At 60.2% G+C, this 17106-nt stretch carries 20 protein-coding genes and 1 tRNA gene; 1 reads left to right on the forward strand and 20 read right to left on the reverse strand.

Translation table 11 applies throughout. From position 1 onward, the window contains the following. Window positions 1–281: 281 nt before the first annotated feature. The 19 genes from A7D21_RS00075 to A7D21_RS00165 all read right to left on the reverse strand — a co-directional run bounded on the left by A7D21_RS00075 (window position 282) and on the right by A7D21_RS00165 (window position 13717). Entirely contained in the window at window positions 282–1211 is a 930-nt protein-coding gene (locus A7D21_RS00075) for a sigma-70 region 4 domain-containing protein (protein WP_069550808.1), read from the reverse strand. Further along, window positions 1208–1513, reverse strand: coding sequence for a hypothetical protein (locus tag A7D21_RS00080; RefSeq protein ID WP_069550809.1), 306 nt, complete (start codon window positions 1511–1513; stop codon window positions 1208–1210). Before A7D21_RS00080 ends, A7D21_RS00075 begins: the two co-directional genes overlap by 4 nt. Before the next feature lie 352 nt (window positions 1514–1865). Beyond that, window positions 1866–3662 (reverse strand): DUF927 domain-containing protein, encoded by a 1797-nt coding sequence (locus A7D21_RS00085; RefSeq protein WP_069550810.1) that lies wholly within the window; start codon window positions 3660–3662, stop codon window positions 1866–1868. Next, window positions 3649–4527 (reverse strand): toprim domain-containing protein, encoded by an 879-nt coding sequence (locus tag A7D21_RS00090; RefSeq protein WP_069550811.1) that lies wholly within the window; start codon window positions 4525–4527, stop codon window positions 3649–3651. Before A7D21_RS00090 ends, A7D21_RS00085 begins: the two co-directional genes overlap by 14 nt. Beyond that, entirely contained in the window at window positions 4524–4748 is a 225-nt protein-coding gene (locus A7D21_RS00095) for a hypothetical protein (RefSeq protein ID WP_069550812.1), read from the reverse strand. Before A7D21_RS00095 ends, A7D21_RS00090 begins: the two co-directional genes overlap by 4 nt. Beyond that, on the reverse strand, window positions 4741–5028 hold the full coding sequence (locus tag A7D21_RS00100) for a hypothetical protein (protein ID WP_069550813.1): 288 nt from the start codon (window positions 5026–5028) through the stop codon (window positions 4741–4743). The genes A7D21_RS00095 and A7D21_RS00100 overlap by 8 nt, the downstream gene beginning before the upstream one ends. 6 nt (window positions 5029–5034) lie before the next feature. Beyond that, complete coding sequence (locus tag A7D21_RS00105) at window positions 5035–5334, reverse strand: hypothetical protein (protein WP_069550814.1); 300 nt, start codon at window positions 5332–5334, stop codon at window positions 5035–5037. Next, window positions 5331–5558 carry a hypothetical protein gene (locus A7D21_RS00110; protein ID WP_069550815.1) on the reverse strand — a complete coding sequence of 76 codons (228 nt, stop codon included), beginning with the start codon at window positions 5556–5558 and terminating at the stop codon, window positions 5331–5333. The genes A7D21_RS00105 and A7D21_RS00110 overlap by 4 nt, the downstream gene beginning before the upstream one ends. Beyond that, window positions 5555–5851: a hypothetical protein gene (locus A7D21_RS00115; RefSeq protein WP_069550816.1), complete on the reverse strand. Its 297-nt coding sequence runs from the start codon at window positions 5849–5851 to the stop codon at window positions 5555–5557. Before A7D21_RS00115 ends, A7D21_RS00110 begins: the two co-directional genes overlap by 4 nt. Continuing rightward, the gene (locus tag A7D21_RS35725; protein WP_171902591.1) at window positions 5848–6006 is read right to left on the reverse strand and encodes a hypothetical protein; all 159 of its coding nucleotides are present in this window, start codon (window positions 6004–6006) and stop codon (window positions 5848–5850) included. Before A7D21_RS35725 ends, A7D21_RS00115 begins: the two co-directional genes overlap by 4 nt. Before the next feature lie 320 nt (window positions 6007–6326). After that, window positions 6327–6800, reverse strand: a complete 474-nt coding sequence (locus tag A7D21_RS00125; RefSeq protein WP_069550818.1) for a Rha family transcriptional regulator — start codon at window positions 6798–6800, stop codon at window positions 6327–6329. Then, entirely contained in the window at window positions 6797–7162 is a 366-nt protein-coding gene (locus A7D21_RS00130; RefSeq protein WP_069550819.1) for a hypothetical protein, read from the reverse strand. The genes A7D21_RS00125 and A7D21_RS00130 overlap by 4 nt, the downstream gene beginning before the upstream one ends. Further along, on the reverse strand, window positions 7163–7369 hold the full coding sequence (locus A7D21_RS00135) for an AlpA family transcriptional regulator (protein WP_069550820.1): 207 nt from the start codon (window positions 7367–7369) through the stop codon (window positions 7163–7165). A 231-nt stretch (window positions 7370–7600) separates the two neighbouring features. After that, window positions 7601–8593, reverse strand: coding sequence for a hypothetical protein (locus tag A7D21_RS00140; RefSeq protein WP_069550821.1), 993 nt, complete (start codon window positions 8591–8593; stop codon window positions 7601–7603). Continuing rightward, window positions 8593–9813 (reverse strand): integrase arm-type DNA-binding domain-containing protein, encoded by a 1221-nt coding sequence (locus A7D21_RS00145; protein ID WP_069550822.1) that lies wholly within the window; start codon window positions 9811–9813, stop codon window positions 8593–8595. The genes A7D21_RS00140 and A7D21_RS00145 overlap by 1 nt, the downstream gene beginning before the upstream one ends. A 175-nt stretch (window positions 9814–9988) precedes the next feature. Continuing rightward, window positions 9989–10064: transfer RNA gene (locus A7D21_RS00150), tRNA-Phe, on the reverse strand. Window positions 10065–10167: 103 nt separating this feature from the next. After that, window positions 10168–10440, reverse strand: coding sequence for an oxidative damage protection protein (locus A7D21_RS00155; RefSeq protein WP_053253876.1), 273 nt, complete (start codon window positions 10438–10440; stop codon window positions 10168–10170). Next, window positions 10437–11504 carry an A/G-specific adenine glycosylase gene (mutY, locus tag A7D21_RS00160; RefSeq protein ID WP_069550823.1) on the reverse strand — a complete coding sequence of 356 codons (1068 nt, stop codon included), beginning with the start codon at window positions 11502–11504 and terminating at the stop codon, window positions 10437–10439. Before mutY ends, A7D21_RS00155 begins: the two co-directional genes overlap by 4 nt. Further along, window positions 11501–13717: an AsmA family protein gene (locus A7D21_RS00165; protein WP_069550824.1), complete on the reverse strand. Its 2217-nt coding sequence runs from the start codon at window positions 13715–13717 to the stop codon at window positions 11501–11503. The genes mutY and A7D21_RS00165 overlap by 4 nt, the downstream gene beginning before the upstream one ends. Before the next feature lie 325 nt (window positions 13718–14042). On the opposite strand from A7D21_RS00165, the gene A7D21_RS00170 reads away from it, so the two are divergent. After that, a complete protein-coding gene (locus A7D21_RS00170; protein ID WP_053253879.1) occupies window positions 14043–15704 on the forward strand; it encodes an OFA family MFS transporter in 1662 nt (553 codons plus the stop codon). A gap of 51 nt (window positions 15705–15755) precedes the next feature. Here A7D21_RS00170 and A7D21_RS00175 read toward each other — a convergent pair whose 3' ends face one another. Then, window positions 15756–17096, reverse strand: a complete 1341-nt coding sequence (locus A7D21_RS00175; protein ID WP_053253880.1) for an HdeD family acid-resistance protein — start codon at window positions 17094–17096, stop codon at window positions 15756–15758. Window positions 17097–17106: the final 10 nt, after the last annotated feature.

Here is a 17106-nt window from a genome sequence, read left to right on the forward strand (position 1 = left end):
TTAACCACGCTGTTAACCGGCGCCACGTCCCCCGCCTAGTCCCCCGTCGAGCCTTAGCGTGATATTAGTGCGATCTTTTGGATTGATGGCCGCCCAGCGTTGCCATCCAAGCGCCAGCCCTGTTAGTAAATGTTAGTGCCGGGCCGGGGCTGGTCAACCCTCCAGCCTGTTAACAATTATCAAGGTTGGCGCAGCCCAGCGAGACAGACGATATGGTCCGAGTGAGACGTTTTGGTCTGTCTCGCGCCACGTTTTCGCGTAGTTGCGTTTCGTGGCGCGGTCTACCCGATCAGGTTGCAAAGAATTGCCTCTGACTCCGCCATATCGTCGCGCTCGCTGGCGACCAGGTAGCGGAATACAGCCAGCGCTTCTGCCTTGTCCCGTGGCCGTATCTCCGCCAGCAGGCCAAACACAAACCAGTCACGCGCTGTCGCTTCGGCTGGTCCGTCGCTGGCGTCACGGTCTACGGCGTTGCGTAGCCAATACAGGCGGCTCCAGTAATCCAGCTCATACAGGCAGTCGGCTAGCGTGCGCGGCATTAGATCAGGGTGGGCGTTGAACCGGTCGGCTACCTGGCTCTTGTCGAAGTCACCGAACCGTCCGCTAACCTCCAGCCCGCGCAGCGCATCGATGCAAAATGCTTCGGCGTCGGTGTCATCCATCAGGGCGCCACCAAAGCGGGACACTCCCTCCAGCCGCAATCGGTGGTCCTCGGTAGCTCTCGCCGCCATCGCTTCAAGGTCGCCAAAGCCAAACGACGACAAGGCGGCAAACAGATTGCCGGGATTGGTCGCCGTCAGATGGTCGCGGTAGCGCTTCTCCAGCACGCCGAGTGGTGTCTTGATTCGCTTTGCCGCTTCCATGGCCCGCTCAATCAATGCGGCCTGCCCGGTACGAATGACGGCGTGTAGCCAGAGCACGGCGTCCACTTCCTTATCCCCGGTCACGACTTGCTGCGGCGGTAGTTCCGGCACGCTGGGCAGCGTATCGGCGCTGGGCTTGATTGGCGGCAAGGTGAACAGGGCGCGGTGCTGCTCGTTGTCACGGAATGCCCCGGAACGTGAAACCAACGTCTTTACCGTCCCCAGTGGTAGGCCGGTCGCTTCGGCCACTTCGCGCAGTGAGTGACGGCGGCGCAGCTCCAGCACTTGGCGACGCTGCTCATCTGAAACCCGATGTTTTGCTTTCAATACTGAATCTCCCGGTTTCATCGTGGCGATTCCATAGGCGTGCGGTCATAGATGGCGCGCAGGTCAGCGCCAGCCAGGCAGTGACGGGCTGTAGGCGCGTAGCAGGATGGGCAGGCCATAACGTGATTCAGGTACTGGTCACGGGCGTGGCGCCACTCAGGCGTTGCATTGGCGGCGTTGGTGTAGGTGCTTGCCTGCAATTGAGCGGGGCGCTCGACCATAACCAGGCGTGTACGCTCCGTGGTGGGCTTGGTAACGGTCGGTTTGTCATCGCCAGCAATGGTCGGCGGCATGTGATCGAGCAAGCCGGAAAGGAGGCTCATGGCGTCACCTCCCCCGGATTACTCATATACAAATGTTCCTGTGAATTCAAAAAGTGTGGGAACAGTGGGAACAGTGGGAACAGCCCAGTAAATACGCGGCCTCCAGGGGTGTTTTTCTGTTCCCATTTTGTACCCACTCCATTTTTTGTGGGAACTGTAATAACCAAATCATGCATATTTATCGCTCTCTTATATTGGAAAGCGATTGTGTGTTCCCACTTGTTCCCACTCTTTTTATTAGGTGGGAACGGCTGAAAGCCCCGGCCTGCCTGGCTGTTCCCACTGTTCCCACTGTTCCCACCGATTCTAGGTTCCTGTGAATATGGGCAATCGTGTTTTGCAGTTGCGACGGTCATACGGCGCCACCCTCACCGTCCAAGGCTTCCGGGTCGATCACATACAGCCAGGGCGAGCCGCCACCAGGGGCGCGGTACTTCTTGGCGTGGCGCTTTCGATCAGCGCCACGTTCGGCAATAGCGCCCGCCCCCTCCAATGCCTTGATAACGCGGCTCAGGCCATACCCGTGTGCCGCCTCGACCAATGCCGACTTGTTGAACAGGTACAGTTGTTTGCCGTCGGATAGTTTCCAATACCCGGCCCGGTTGAATACCTTGGTGTCGGGCGTCTGGTCGCTCACGTCTGAGAAGCGGCTACTGCCGTGCTTGTCGATGAAATCGAGGATGCCCGCCAGTATCTGGCGATCCTCGGCATTGCCACCGCCCACCCGGCTCAACCACTCGCCGTACAGCAACTGGCAGTCAGCAAGGGCGCTACCAGGCGTCCAGGGCAACAGGCCGTAGGCGATAGCCATTTCCCCAGCCAGTGCAATGACAGCGAAGCGATCCGCTACCCGTCCGGCTTGAGCGTTATCCTCGATGAACTTGGCGCGTATGCCCGCGAAGTCCTCCAGCAGTCCGGGGCGGTCATCGCTGGCGAGCATCTTTTCCACGAACGCTGGCCCGATATGCCCATGGTGCGCACCGACAGCAACGGTCAGCAGGCGGTGGAAGTCGGCGCCAGCAAGGCCGTGCAATTCATCGAAGGCGCGGTGGGTGCGAGTACCGGCGTTCACGTCCACCATGCGCAGTTCAGCGCCAGCGTGGGCCGCATTACCGCCGATGGCCGCGTGTTCGGACAGGGAGCGTTCACCACTCGACAGCGCCAGCAGACGCCACGACAGCTTGGCCCGACCTTCACGCTCGCGGGTCATGGTGCCCTTGCCTTGGCCGTTGGCGAGTGAGTAGGCCATTTCCTGTACGCGCTTGGGGTCGGCACGTTTGATTTCGTCCAGGGGCAACATGGTGTCGTTGCGGCTGGATGCCTCGATTTCCAACCCGCCTTTGGTCATATCCCACGAGGCGGCGAATATGCCGGGGTCGCCCCATACCGATGAGCCGATCAGTTGCGCCAGTGACTTGCCGCTGGAGCTGTCGCCCACCAGGTGAACACCGCCACCCAGCACGCCCACCAGGCTCAGCAGCGGGCCAGCCAAGGCGCAGCCAATGGCCAGGGTCAGTACAGGGTTCCCCTCGCACTTGGCCGCTACCTCGGCCTTCCAGCCGTCCAGGCTCCCGCGCACGCTGAATAGGTTTTGCCCCTTACCGCTGGCCTGATAGCGCACCTTGTCACTGCCGATGGTGCGCCCAGGCAGCACGAAGGCGCCCGACTCATGCCAGCCGGGGCGGCAGGTGGTGGCGAACACTTCGGCGGGGCGCTGGTCCAGCAGGTACTCCATGAACTGGCCGCGCTTCTTGAGCGCGATGATGACGCCCATGCCAAACAGTGTCCGCCTGGCGTCTTCACCGCTCCCGCCGAACACCTCCATGGGAATGATCCATTCCTTGGCGCCGTTGTCCGTGTGCAGGCGCAGAAAACGCCCCTCGCTGCCATCGTCGCTATTGGTGGTGCGTGCCACCACCGTCACGGGCGTGGCGATCCATTCATCAGTGATGGGGCGGTCGGTCTTATCGTCGTCGCTGTCATCATCAGCGGCGCTGCGCTTGAACCCGTGCCGGTACACGCCGGGCTTGAGCCTGCGGCCCTTCTCATTCGTTACCCAGTGCTCATACACGCCCCAGCAAGGACGCTCGGGCTCGACCATGGGCGCTTCGGGGCGCAGGTTGATTACGTTGGCTTCAGGCGGGCGCATGGTGGCGGCTCCAGGCTGCTAGATCGTTAAAGTCGGAAAGGGTCAGCGGTGCGTCGGCGGGCCATTCCGGGAAAGTCACCAGGCCACCACACGCGGCGGCGGCGGCATTGGCGGCGGCACGTCCTGGATTGCCCTCGGTCTGTCGGTCGTCGTCGCCCGCGATGATTATTTCGGCGGTGTGGTATTCAGCCCGAAGCGCCAGCGCCACCGGCTTTAGGTTCCCGGCATTCATGGCGCAGGCGACGGTGTAGCCGCTTTCGTGGAGCGTGGCGCCCGTTGCCCAGCCTTCGCATATGCAAAGCGGCTTGCCCGGTGTGATGCGTCCCAGCGGCGAATAGGCGCCCTTGATCCGGCCCCCGAACAGGAAACGCTTATTCCCGTTCGTGGTGATCCGTTGCAGGTTTACCAGCACGCCACTGGAGTACAGCGGGATCAGCAATTCGTCACCGCGCTGGCGCAGGCCGTGAGGCCGAACGCACTTGGCGATCAGGTACGGGTGATCGGGATCGGCGCGGCGTGCGTCACGCCACCAGCGTTGTGCAACGTTCGCGGCCTTGAGCTGGCGCTTGCGTTGCTCATCCTCACGCTGGCGCCTGGCCTGCTCGATGCGCTGGCGTACTTGCTCGGCCTCGTGGTTATTGTGTGGTTCTCGGCTGCTCCAGGTATTAGTGCCGCCAGCCTTCCAGCTACCAAACGCGCCCGAGGCGATGCCGTCCGCAAACAACGTGTACCACCCATTGAGGGTGCCGGATTTGTCGCCGGGGACGTGGAAGCGGTGAATGGTGCCGTCAGGGTCGGGGAGCCAATCAAGTGGCCCGAATACTGACTGGAGCGCTTCACGGAATAGGATCGCGGGATCAGTCATGCGGCCCCCTTGGGCGGCTCAAACCGCGCCAGCACGGCGTTTAGTTTGGTGGCCGTCTTGCGCAACTGGGCGGCGCGTTCACGATTTGGCTCTCCGTCACGAAATGCCGTCAGGTCGTTAAACACTCCCACCAGGAGGGCAAAACTGTACGGGTCGATATGTGGTGGTTGGTCGTCGCGCACGATGCTGCTCAACGGGTCAAAGGGAATGACGTTACTCATGGCCGACCTCCCGGCGATCAGCGCCAGCAAAAGCCCGGCAGACCTTGCCGTTGTTCGCGCCATGCCAGTAGGTGATTTCGTCAATTGAATCGACCAGGCAGGCCGTCACTACTGCGTCGGCGCTGCGCATCACGATACGGCCACACTCCGCGTCGGCCTCAGTCAAGAATGGTCCCAGCAGCGCCTTGGGCACCTTCGGATGGGTGACGAACCAAAGCTCTGTAGCTTTCTTCGGGCAAGCCTTCGGCGTACCCGCTGTTTTGCAGATTTGGTTATTCATGGTGGGTTAAGCCCCTTTCTTGGTATCGCGATGCCGGGAGTGGTTCTCGGCCCTGACTTCGATGTTCGCCGCGCGCGAACTGAGATTCCCCAGGCTTTGCAGCAGACAGCCAATATCGACAAGGGTGTCTGCGCTCAACTTGTCGTCGTCCGTTGCGGCGCAGGCCAGAAGCACGCCAATAGCAGATATGCCGTGACTTATGGTCATGCCCAAGTCATTTGCGGCCAAACTTATGCTATCCAACTGCTCGGCGGGCAGGCTCCCTAAACCTTCGGCGTCGATCAGCAGGAGCTTTAGGCTGTTCATAGGGATGCCTCGCTCGACTCAATCACGCCGTCCAGCAGCTCGGCCCAGGCCATGGCTGTGTGCTGCGCCAGCACAGCGGTGACGCGGGCGACGATGATTGGCGTAGCCGGTGAGGCGATAACAGCAAGTGCCAGGCTCAGCAGTACAAGAATGCCTTGTACGTCGCGCAGGTCGTCGTGGGCGCTATCGGTTGGCGATGTGACGGGCAGGATCTGCAAATTCATTGCGTGCCCCCTTGATCCTTCAGGCTGTAGCGAATGGATTGCAGCAGCGCAGCAGCAGTGCCGGAAATCAGCTCCAAAGCCCGGAGTTCAGCGCACGTTACTGGATCGCAATTATTGTTGGTGCTGAAATCGAGTCGGCCACAAAGCCCTTTGACTGCCAGGTTGAGGTCGGCAGCCAAGTCGAGCGCCACGGATACGCTCCCACCCTCGACGACCTGTAAAAGATCGTCGTTGATACCGCCGAAATTAGCGCGTCTTAGAGTCAGGTTTTGGAGTTTGGCGAGAGCGGTCATTGCGCCACCTCCACAGCCGTTAGGGCGCGTGCGCGGTCCATGTGATGGCGGTAGCGATTGAGGCGGACGCTCAATGAGCTGTCGGCATGAAGTGCGGCGATTGCCATTGCGCGGTGGGCAGCGGCGCGGATTTTGGACGGAATGAGGGCGTGCATGGGTATAGCTCCAAGTTTCAGGTGGAGCTGCCACGGTTCGCCGTCAAACGAATTAGGGTGGCAGCTGTGCGCAGGTTGACGGACCGGGAACTTGGAACCCGGCAGGCCCGAAGGCCTCCCACGCACAGCCGCCATAACACGAAACGGCAGGCACAAAAAAAGCGCCTGCTGTCGGATGGGGCGCCTGTGCGCCAAGTATGTCGGGCCGTCAATCCCGGTCGCTGAATTTGCAGCGACGGATGCAATGTATCCCCGTACATTTTGGAATGCAACCCCCTGTTTCAGATTGGACAACGGCAGCGCTGGGTGGATGGCGTGCTTCATTGGTAGTCGCCCTCCAGGTCGAGCGGGAGTTTCAGTTGCTCCCTCAAATGGGCGACGTGCGCGTACACGCCCGGCTTGTCATAGCGCCAGTGAGCCAGCCGGCGACCACTGTTGCTGGCTTCCATCTTGCGAGCCTCCAGCGTCTGGCAGGCGTGCCCATAACGCGCTTCGCGGAAGGCCATGATTAGATCGGCCTTAAGCTCCACGACGCGATCAGTGTTGCGAGATAGGGACAGTAGGAAATAGCACTGATCCTCGTTGAGCAGCGCAAACCGTTCCGGCCTGCCGCCAGCAGTACCGGCGCCCGGTTTCTCCGTTTCAAACGGAACAACCCCAAACCGCTCAAACTTGCCGATGTATCGCTCGATCAGACCAAGCGTGTTCTTGGCTTTAACGCCCAGTTGTTCGGCCAGTACGCGGCTGTCGGCGCGGGCCTCGCCTTTGGATCGGATCAGGACGATAGCGTTCATGCCGCCACCTTCTGGCGTTGCTTCAAGGGCTTGCACAGCATCAACAGCACGTTGCGGGCGCGGCGACGTTCGCTGGCTGGCAGGGTGTAGCGCGTCACGGTGCAAGGTTCGCCCCAGTGGTTCGGCACACGCTCGAGCTGGCGCTGAAATTTCAGTCCGTAACCGTTCGCCAAGCTGCTGATGGTCGAATGTAGGCAGTGGTCGCCGAGGCGCTCGGCTTCAAACCGGATCAGGCTGCCGTCATACAGCATGTGCTCCAGCACGCGAGCGATCTTGCTTGGCGCCTTGCTGGCGGGAGCGGGGGTGGTAATATCGCCTTGCGATGGGCTGGTCTGCTGGTAAAGAGGCTGGCTCTTTTTCATTTAGGCCACCTCGCGGCTTTCAGTGATACGTGCCTCGCACCAGGCAAGCACCTCGGATTCGATCCAGACAACTGACTTCGGCCCAAGCGTCACTTGCTTGGGGAAGATGTCGGCCGCAACGCGCCGGTAGATCTCAGATGTCGAAAGGGTCGTTAGATCTCTGACTTCGGCCAGTTTGATAAAACGACGAAGGGTATTAACGCTCATGGCTTTTCTCCGGGCACAAAAAAGCCCGCACGGTGGCGGGCCAAAAATGAAAAAACCCGCTCAGGTGGCGGGGTTCTAGAGGGTGAGGGTAAATGTTCAGGCGAAAAAAAACCGGCTTTCGTGCCGGCTGTCTATGTCTTTGATGCAGTTACCACACACTAGGGCCAAATATACTTTATCCCCATCATTCTTCGCAATACCCTAATCGTCCCAATAGTCTTCAAACGTATCTTAGGATCGCTGCCTCCCAGCCCACGCCTGACAGGCGCGGCAAATTCTGAATGTCGAGCCCGTGGAGTCTTTAACTCTGTCCGATTCTTTGGCAGTCGTAGGCTTTCGGCATGAGTTGCATTTCATCTTGCGGCCTCGGCTTGATCGGCTGGCAAGGTTGTCGGGTCGGCAGTCGAAGTAGTTGTCATTGACTGGCTCCACTCGTGTGCCGCTGATGCGCTTACCGTTGGCGATTAAGTCCATCAGTGGATGGCTGTCTAACGGATAGTCGCCAGCCAGATCAACAGTAGTTGGCGTTGAATCAAACGGATGATGGCAAACCTCATTTGCTAGCCAGCCCAGCCAATCTTCATGTGCTAGCGGTGCCTTGAATCCGTCTGCGAAGTGTTCTTTGGCTGTCGTTGGCAGGCTCGAAAAAACGGCGCTCGGGGGCGGGTAGTGATGTTTCCTGCCCTGACAGATCCTGATCGCAACAGTTATGCGTACGCCAAGTCTGTCTGAGGGCTGAGTGCCTTCGCTCATTACATGCCATTGATCGGGAGCCTTCTCTCCGTTAGGGAATTGGCCCGACCTATTAATAAAAATCCACTTACCGTTGAATTCAAAAAAGCCGTAAAGCATCAGTTCCAAAAGACGGCCAACAGGCGGTCCGTAAAATGTGATGGTCTGAAACACGCCACGCTTCGTTGTTTCCTTTGTGGTGTATTCCTGTCTCGCGTGCGACGGCTGGGCTATGAGGTGGCTAGGGGCTGGGAAAGTAAAAACCTTGTCCAGTGATTCAATGAATCTGGATTCATCCTCCAGAGTCTCCAGGCTATGCCCTTGCGACCCGAACAGTCTCCACCAGCGATTTGCCGCCCATCTTCTTAGGCGGTTTTTCAAATGTTCGCTGATTTTGCTGTCGATAAATTCCAGCTCTTCCGGTCTAAGGCTGCTTATCTTATTTTTGATTTCCCGCTCTTTTTTTTCTCGCTCGCGCCAGTCAAGAATCATTATTTCGCACGCCTCATGCTCACCACGTTAGCGCCAGCGCATAGCGCATCTATCGAGTCAGCCCACGCTTGCATCATTTCCCGGCGCTGCTCGACATAGGCGGCGTGGTTGTAGGTGCCGCGTATCTCGTCGCTGTCACCATGGGCAAGCTGGCGCTCAATCCAATCCTTGTTGTACCCGCGCCCGTTAAGCTCGGTGCTCAGCAGGTGGCGGAAGCCGTGGCCGGTTTGGCGGCCTTCGTACCCGGCCAACCGCAAAGCCTTGTTGATGGTGTTCTCGCTCATGGGGCGTTCGGGGTTGGCGCCAGCAAAGACCAGCGAGTAACGCCCGGTGATTTCGTTGAGCTGGCGCAGGATCGCAACGGCTTGGCGGGGCAGGGGGACGATATGAGGACGGCGGGCTTTCATGCGGGCGGCGGGTATCGTCCAGACGGCGGCGTCTAGATCGAACTCAGACCATGGCGCTTGGCGTAACTCACCAGGGCGAACCGCTGTCAGCGTCAACAGTCGGACGGCGTGCTTGGTCAGGGTATGAATGTTCGCGGCCTCGACCTTGCTCAGCAACTCGGGCAATTCGGCAAAGGTGACGTGCGGGTGATGGCGAGCGGCTTTCGCAGGCGCGGCGACCACATTTAGATCGGTGGCCGGATTGACCTCCACGACGCCCTTAGCAAGTCCGAAGCGGAATATCTGGTGTAGCCATTGGCGGATCTTGCCAGCGGCATTGAGCGTGCCCCTTGCCTCGACCGTGCGCACCAGCTCGACCAACTCGGGCCGGGTGATGGATTTTATAGGGCGGGCGCCGATGCCGGGGATAATGTCGTTATCCAAATACAGCTTGGCTTTGTAGGCGGTGGCTTCTGCCCATCGTGGCGAGTTGTAGTCGTACCATTCCCGCGCCAGCGTCTCGAAAGTCAGCCCCTCGACCTTCTGTGCGACCTTGGCGGCTTTCTTCTGTTCGCCGGGGTCAGTGCCTTCGGATAGCAGCTCTCGGGCTTCGTCGCGCTTCTTGCGGGCGTTCTGTAGGGGCACGGCTGGATATGCCCCTAACGCCAATCGCTTTTCCTTGCCGGAATGCCGGTACTTGAGTCGCCATAGCTTGGAGCCGGTAGGCATTACCTCTAAGTACAGACCCTGCCCGTCAGTCAGCTTGTAGGGCTTGTCCTTGGGCTTGGCTACCTTGATGGCGCTATCTGTCAGTGGCGTGGCTTTGCGAGGCATTGGGGCGCACTCCGTAGGGGCAAGAATCCGACCGAACCGGCTATGACCCTAAGAATGCCCCTAAAGATTTGGGCTTACAAGGTTTGTATGGGGAATCATGGACAACAAAAAACCCGCACTAGGCGGGTTCTCTGTGGGCTTTCAGGTGTTGTTGGAACCACCTGAAAACGAAAGGTGGTGCCCAGAGACGGAATCGAACCGCCGACACGGGGATTTTCAATCCCCTGCTCTACCGACTGAGCTATCTGGGCAACGGGGCGCATTAAACTGGTTTTTCAGGGGGGCGTCAAGCAAGTTTTCAAAAAATATTTAATTATTACCGTCGCTTACGTGCCGACCCCGGGTTTTGATCAATTATTGAGCAGGCGGCACGTAACCGTCGGCCTTGGCGTAATCCTCGCCGGAAAAGAACTTATCCATTTCGCCAGCCAGGTATTTGCGATCTTCACCGTTCATCATGTTCAGGCGTTTTTCGTTGATCAGCAGGGTCTGGTGTTTCAGCCAGTCGCCCCAGGCTTTGGCGGAGACATGGTCGAAAATGTCCTGACCTTTGGCACCCGGGTACGGCGGGCGTTCGAGGCCTGGCAATTCTTCTTTGTACTTGCGGCACATGATGGTGCGGGTCATGACGGAACTCCTGCGTTCAATACTTCAGCCGCGCGCTTCAACAGTTTTTTAACCGGGGCGGCAAGGCCCAGGCGCGGCGGGGTGGCGAGGTTATACCAGAGCCAGTCGGCCTCGGCCACGTGATGGGCGGATTCCTCGACCTGCACCAGCCAGGGCTCAATCGCCAGCTGGAAGTGGCTGAACGTGTGGATCAGCCCCGGCAGTGCCTGCGGGTCGCCCAGCGCCAGTGAGTGCTGGTTGGCCAGGTGTTCCAGGTCGTCGAGGTCATCCAGTTCCGGCAAGCTCCACAAACCGCCCCAGAGGCCCGTGGACGGGCGGCGATAAAGCAGAATCGCACCGTCGGCATTGGCCAGCATCGGCATCAGCGTGCGCTTCTGCGGGATGGTTTTGCGCGGCTTGGGGATCGGGTAGCGCGTCTCCAGGCCGAGCATATGGGCTTCGCAGCTTTTTTCCAGTGGGCACAACAGGCAGCTGGGCTTGCTGCGGGTGCAGAGCGTGGCGCCCATGTCCATCATCGCCTGGGTGTAGGCATTGACGCGATCGTGTGGCGTGAAGCGCTCAGCGGTCGCCCAGAGCTGCTTGGCGACCTTGGGCTCGCCTGGGTAGCCCTCCTGCGCGGTAAAGCGCGCCAGCACGCGCTTGACGTTGCCGTCGAGGATCGGCGCACGCAGGCCCATGCTCAGGCTGGCGATGGCGCCGGCAGTGGACAGGCCGATGCCGGGCAATTCGGTGAGCTTCTCGACATCCCTTGGGAACTCACCCGCGTACTCGGCGACGATAATCCTCGCGGTCTTCTGCAGGTTGCGTGCGCGGGTGTAGTAACCCAGGCCGGTCCACAGGTGCAGCACTTCGTCTTCCGGCGCGGCAGCCAGCGCTTCGACCGTCGGCAGCGAGGCCATGAAACGGTCGAAATAGTTGAGCACAGTGCTGACCTGAGTCTGTTGCAGCATGATCTCCGAGACCCACACCCGGTAAGGCGTGATGCCCTGTTGCCAGGGCAGGTCATGGCGACCGTGGCGGTCGTACCAATCCAGCACCGCCTGTGAAAACTGCTCGTTTCTCATCGTTTGAACAGGCCCTTCAGAGCGTCTTTCAACTGTGGGTTGACCTTGTCGAGCTTCTCTTCAAGTTTATCGCTGAGCTTATTGCCGGCCGCCTTGATGGCGACTTGCGTCAAGCCGTCCTTGTCCAGGCGGCACGCATTGGCGCCCAGCTCCAGCGGGCCACGGCAGCGCAGCGGCACTTCGATGCCCTGGAAGTTGCTGCCGACCTGGCAGGCCGGGTCCGGCACGTCGCGCTGGTCGCCTTCGACGATGATGCCGACGCGGTAATCCATGCCCAGCACGCGCAGGTCGACGTCACCGTTGCCGTTGACGGTCAGGCCGGGGATGCGCACTTTGAGGTCAGGGTTACTGGCCACGCCGTTACGGAAGGTCAGGTTGCCGCGCAGTTCCTGGAACGGCGTGTCCTTGCCTTGTGGCGTGTTGCTCAAGGTCTTGCGGTTGAGCAGGGCGATGCCGGTGCACAGTTGCTGTTCAATGTTGGCGTTGAGCAGCGCGCCGTTATTGATCACAAAACTGGCGGTGCCATTGAGGCTGTCGATCAGCGCCTTCTGGCTATTGCCACGGCCGGTGAGGTTGCTATCAAGGGTGATTTGGCCTTTCACCGGCGGATTTTGCCCCTGAGCCTGCAGGATGCGCTCAACCGGTACTTGCTTGATGTGGGTTTGCAGCGCCAACACCGGGATGTCCTGGCGCACATCGAGTGTGCCGTTGGCCTGGAAGCTGCCGTTGTAGAGGCCGCCGCTCAGGCTGTCGAGCTTGAGCTGGCCATCGATGCCGGAGGCTTTGAGCCCCGCATTCTGGATCGGCAGTTTGCTCAGGGTCAGTTGGCCGAAGGCCAGGTCGGCGTTCACGTCCAGCGTGCGCAGGCGGGTCAACGGCAGCAGCTTGTCGGTGCTCCACGCGCCTTTGGTTGGGGCCTCCGGCAACGGTGTGGTGCCACCGGCGGCCATGGCGCCGGCTTCGCTGTTCTGCACTTCGGCCTGGCGTGCGGCGCTCGCGCCTTTGGCGGCTTCGGACTTGGCCGGCAAGTAGTTGTCGGCGTTGAACGTGTCGCCCTTGAGCTGAACGCGCAGGGATTGCTTGGCAAAGTCATCGACCGCGATGCGACCGGTGAAGGTGCTGCCATCGAGTTTCAGGTTCAGGTCTTCCAGGGCCACGCTGGTGGGCGAACCCTTGAGACGGCTGACCAGTTCAACCTTGCTCAGGCTGCCTTCGGCCATGGCCGGCAGCGGATGGCCGACGCTGTCGAGGAACTTGGCCAGGTCAAACTGGGCAATGGACAAGGCACCGCTGAGTTGCGGGGTTTTGTCCAGGTTGTTGACCTTCAGTTCGCCCAGCGCGCGCAGCTGGTTGGCGGAGAGTTTCAAGTTGGTCCATTCGGCGATGTTGGCCGCCAGGTCCACCAGCAATTGGCCCTGGGTGGAGAAGGTGACGGTCTTGCCTTGCAGCGGCTCGCCGGTGACTTCGCCGCTGAGCTTCATGTCTTCGAACTGGTAGCGCTTGAGGGCGTTCTGGATGCGCAGGTTACCGTTGAGCTCGGTCTTGACGCGCAACAGCGGCTGGTTGCTGCCCAGGAAGGCGGTGAGCTTGAGCGGAATGCTCGCGCCTTCGTGCACGGCGCCGGCGCTCAACTGGATGCTTTCGGCGCTGTATTGCTTGCCGGTCTGCTCATCGTTGTATTCAACGCGGGCGTTGTTGATGGTCAGGCTGTCGATGTCCAGGCGGATCGGCTTCGGCGGCTTTTCCGGTTCCGGTTCGGCCGGTGTTTGCACGGGGGCGGGCGCTGGCGCATCGGCGCTGGCGACCGGCACGTTCTTGCCGATGTCTTCCCAGTTGCCATGGCCCTGCTTGTCGCGGTTGAGGCGCAGGTTCAGGCCTTCGACCCGCACATCGCTCATCTGCACTTCGCGGCGCAGCAGCGGCAGCACGCGCACCGACAGGCCGAGCATTTGCAGGTCGGCGAACGGTTGGGTGGGGGTGGTCAGGGTCGCCACGCTGGCTTCGTGCAATTCCAGGCCTAGCCAGGGGAACAGGCTCCAGCCGATATCGCCATTGAGCGTCAGCTCGATGTGGGCCTTGTCGCGGGCAATCTGGCGAATCTCGTCTTTGTAATCGTTGGGATCGAAGAGGTGGGTCAGGGCAAAGCCCAGGGCCACAATGATCAGCAACAGCCCGAGAAGTACCAGACCCAGGATTTTGCCGAACGCTTTCATGGGCGAGTCCTTGTATGTCGATTTCAAAATTTAGCCGCAGAGTATAACGCCCGAAGGCTTACGTCAGTTCACGCATCGTTACATTGTATCTGGCGTCGGCAAAATCGGATTTTGTCGCCGAACAGACCAGATTGCGTGAAAAAGGTGATGTCAGTTTGGTTTTTCTGTCACTCACTGGTGCTAATCTTCGCGAGTTCGTCTGTCGTCTGCGACACAACGTCGCGTTTATAAGGAAGCTTTACTCAAAACAACGGCCACGCTTTGCGTGCAAGGCCGAGGGAGAGAGCGCCTGACGGACACACACTAATAACTGGGGGAAACACCAATGAGCACTAGCACTGCGGCGAGCAGTCATGCCGCACAGCCTGCGTTCCTGTCCAAGGAGCGCATTATCGCCAAGCCGGGTTTCAACCGCTGGCTGGTTCCACCGGCCGCCCTGGCCATCCACCTGTGTATCGGCATGGCCTACGGGTTCTCGGTATTTTGGTTGCCGCTGTCCAAGGCGCTGGGTATCACCGCACCGGTCGCCTGTGCGCCGGACATGAGTTTCATCGCGCAAGTCTTCTCCTCCCAATGCGACTGGCCCATCTCCATGCTGGGCTGGATCTACACCCTGTTCTTCATCTTCCTGGGTTGCTCGGCAGCCATTTGGGGCGGTTGGCTTGAACATGCCGGGCCACGCAAGGCCGGCGTTGTTTCGGCGCTGTGCTGGTGTGGCGGCCTGTTGATCTCGGCATTGGGTGTCTACACCCACCAGATCTGGCTGATGTGGATCGGCTCCGGCGTGATTGGCGGTATCGGTCTGGGCCTGGGTTATATCTCGCCCGTGTCGACCCTGATCAAGTGGTTCCCGGACAAGCGCGGCATGGCCACCGGCATGGCGATCATGGGCTTCGGCGGCGGCGCGATGGTGGGGGCACCTTTGGCCGCAGCGCTGATGGGCCACTTCGCCTCGCCGACCAGCGTGGGTGTGTGGCAGAGCTTCGTGGTCATGGCCGTGATCTACTTTGTGTTCATGATCGGTGGTGCCTTGTCGTACCGCGTGCCGCCAACCGGCTGGAAGCCTGAGGGCTGGACTGCCCCGGCGAAAAAAGCCAGCAATGCGATGATTACCCATCGTCACGTTCACGTAAGTGTGGCGTGGAAAACCCCGCAATTCCGTTTGGTATGGCTGGTACTGTGCCTGAACGTGTCCGCGGGTATCGGTATTCTCGGCATGGCTTCGCCACTGCTTCAGGAAGTGTTCGGTGGCAAGTTGCTGGGCAATGGGCTGACGTTCGGTCAGCTGGATGCAGGGCAATTGGCGTCGATCGCCGCCATCGCAGCGGGTTTTACCGGTTTGTTGAGCCTGTTCAACATCGGTGGCCGGTTCTTCTGGGCGTCGTTCTCCGACTACCTGGGCCGTAAAAATACCTACTTCGTGTTCTTCGCCCTGGGTTTTGCCCTGTACGCGCTGATTCCGAACCTCGGTCACCTGGGCAACGTAGCGCTGTTCGTGGCGGCGTTCTGCATCATCCTGTCGATGTACGGCGGTGGTTTTGCGACCGTCCCGGCTTACCTGGCCGACCTGTTCGGCACCCAAATGGTCGGTGCGATCCACGGTCGCCTGCTGACCGCCTGGGCTGCGGCGGGCGTGTTGGGCCCGGTGCTGGTGAACTACCTGCGTGAGTATCAGTTGAGCATCGGCGTTGAACGCGCGGCGGCCTACGACATCACCTTGTACATCCTCGCGGGACTGTTGGTGCTGGGCTTCATCTGCAACCTGCTGGTGCGCCCGGTGGCCGACAAGTACTTCATGACGGACGCAGAGCTGGCCGCCGAACAGGCGCTGGGCCATGACAAAGGCGCTGACGCCAGCACTTCGCTGGAGTGGAAGGCTTCGTCTGGCAGCGTGCCAATGGCTGTCGCGGCGTGGCTGGTGGTGGGTATTCCGTTGGCGTGGGGTGTGTGGGTGACCCTGCAGAAGACGGCCGTACTGTTCCACTGATACCCGGTTTCCCGGTGCCCGCTCATGCAAGGTGAGCGGGCGTCGGGCACTTTAGTCCTGCTTCTTGTCAGGCAACGACCGGGCTGAAGAGCCTCTCCATGGAATGCGTTGAAACCAGGGGCGCGGCACCGGGTGAACAATCACCCGCAAGGCACGTGCATAGTCCATGACCAGGCCGGGTGTCCATGCCATGGTCATGGCGCGCTTGCGCACTTGCGCGGCAATCCACAACTCAGGCATGAGCAAGGTCTGCAGGACCGAGCGCCAGCGCCGGGACCGCTCCGACAACACGCCATCCATCGATGCTTCCAACGCAAAGGCCACGCTGCTGGAACAGTTGCGGTAGGTCAGGTTGTAGGTGGCCTGTTGGCGATAGTTATTCGAGAACTCAATCAGCGCTTTGCGGCTGTACTGGTGAAAAATGATCTTGCGATCCGAGTCGCACCAGTTGGCCACTTCAGTGGCGTAGTCCGGCTGGAATGTGCCGGGCACGTCGTTATTGCGCGTGGCCTTGAGGATGCGGAAGAACTCCGCCGGGGAGCGATCGATGTCCGCGACCGGGTACAGGCTCAGGTACACCGAGGGCGACAGCTCAAGCGCTGCGTGCCCGGTGGAAATCACGCCTTGTTCATCCACCGCCGCAATGTAGCGATTGATGATCGGGCGAGGGATCGTCGTTGCGCCGGCGGTGCCTTCCGGCGTCCAGATGTGCACGATCAGCGGGTCCTGCAAGTCAGGCGCGTGTTCCTGGCGCGGCTCCAGCGGTTTTTGCGGTGGCAGCTTCTTGAAGTCCGACAGCAGATCCCGTGGCTCAAGCAGTTCGAACGTTGACGTGCCGTCGCGCAATCGCCTCACGCGATGCGCAATGCGCACCGTGTTGAAGCCGCTGACGATCATCAATGCACCGAGGAAAAACGACACCGTTGCACTGAGGGCGATGGGATAAGGGCTGACCAGCAACCCCGCGAACGCCAACTGAGCGACGCCGCTGATCAACGACGATCGCCAGTGCGGGAACCTGACCACCCAGGCCGAGCTGATGGTCAGCAAGCCGATCACGAAGTAAGTCAGGCCAAAGATGATCGCCAGCAGCAGGTGGCTATAGATATTGTTCGCAAGAATCAGCACGGCGACGAAGAAGAAAATCCCGCCCTTGAAATACAGGACTGCCCGCTGAGAACCCACGCCGCTGGCGGCCACGCTGAGGGTGACAATGCTTTCCAGCAGCAGCATCAATCCGAATGCGCGCATCGGAAAGTACAGTGCGCCATCCAGGCCGTCGTACATCACGCCCAGGCCCAGCGAGCCCCACAGAATGCCGGCCAGGCCGAGAATCCAGAATTTGGAACGCACGAATTCAACGCCGAACAGCAGTAAAGCAATCTGAATCATTAGGTACCCC

The sequence above is a fragment of the Pseudomonas sp. AP19 genome (assembly GCF_001728855.1).
Lineage (GTDB): Bacteria > Pseudomonadota > Gammaproteobacteria > Pseudomonadales > Pseudomonadaceae > Aquipseudomonas > Aquipseudomonas fluorescens.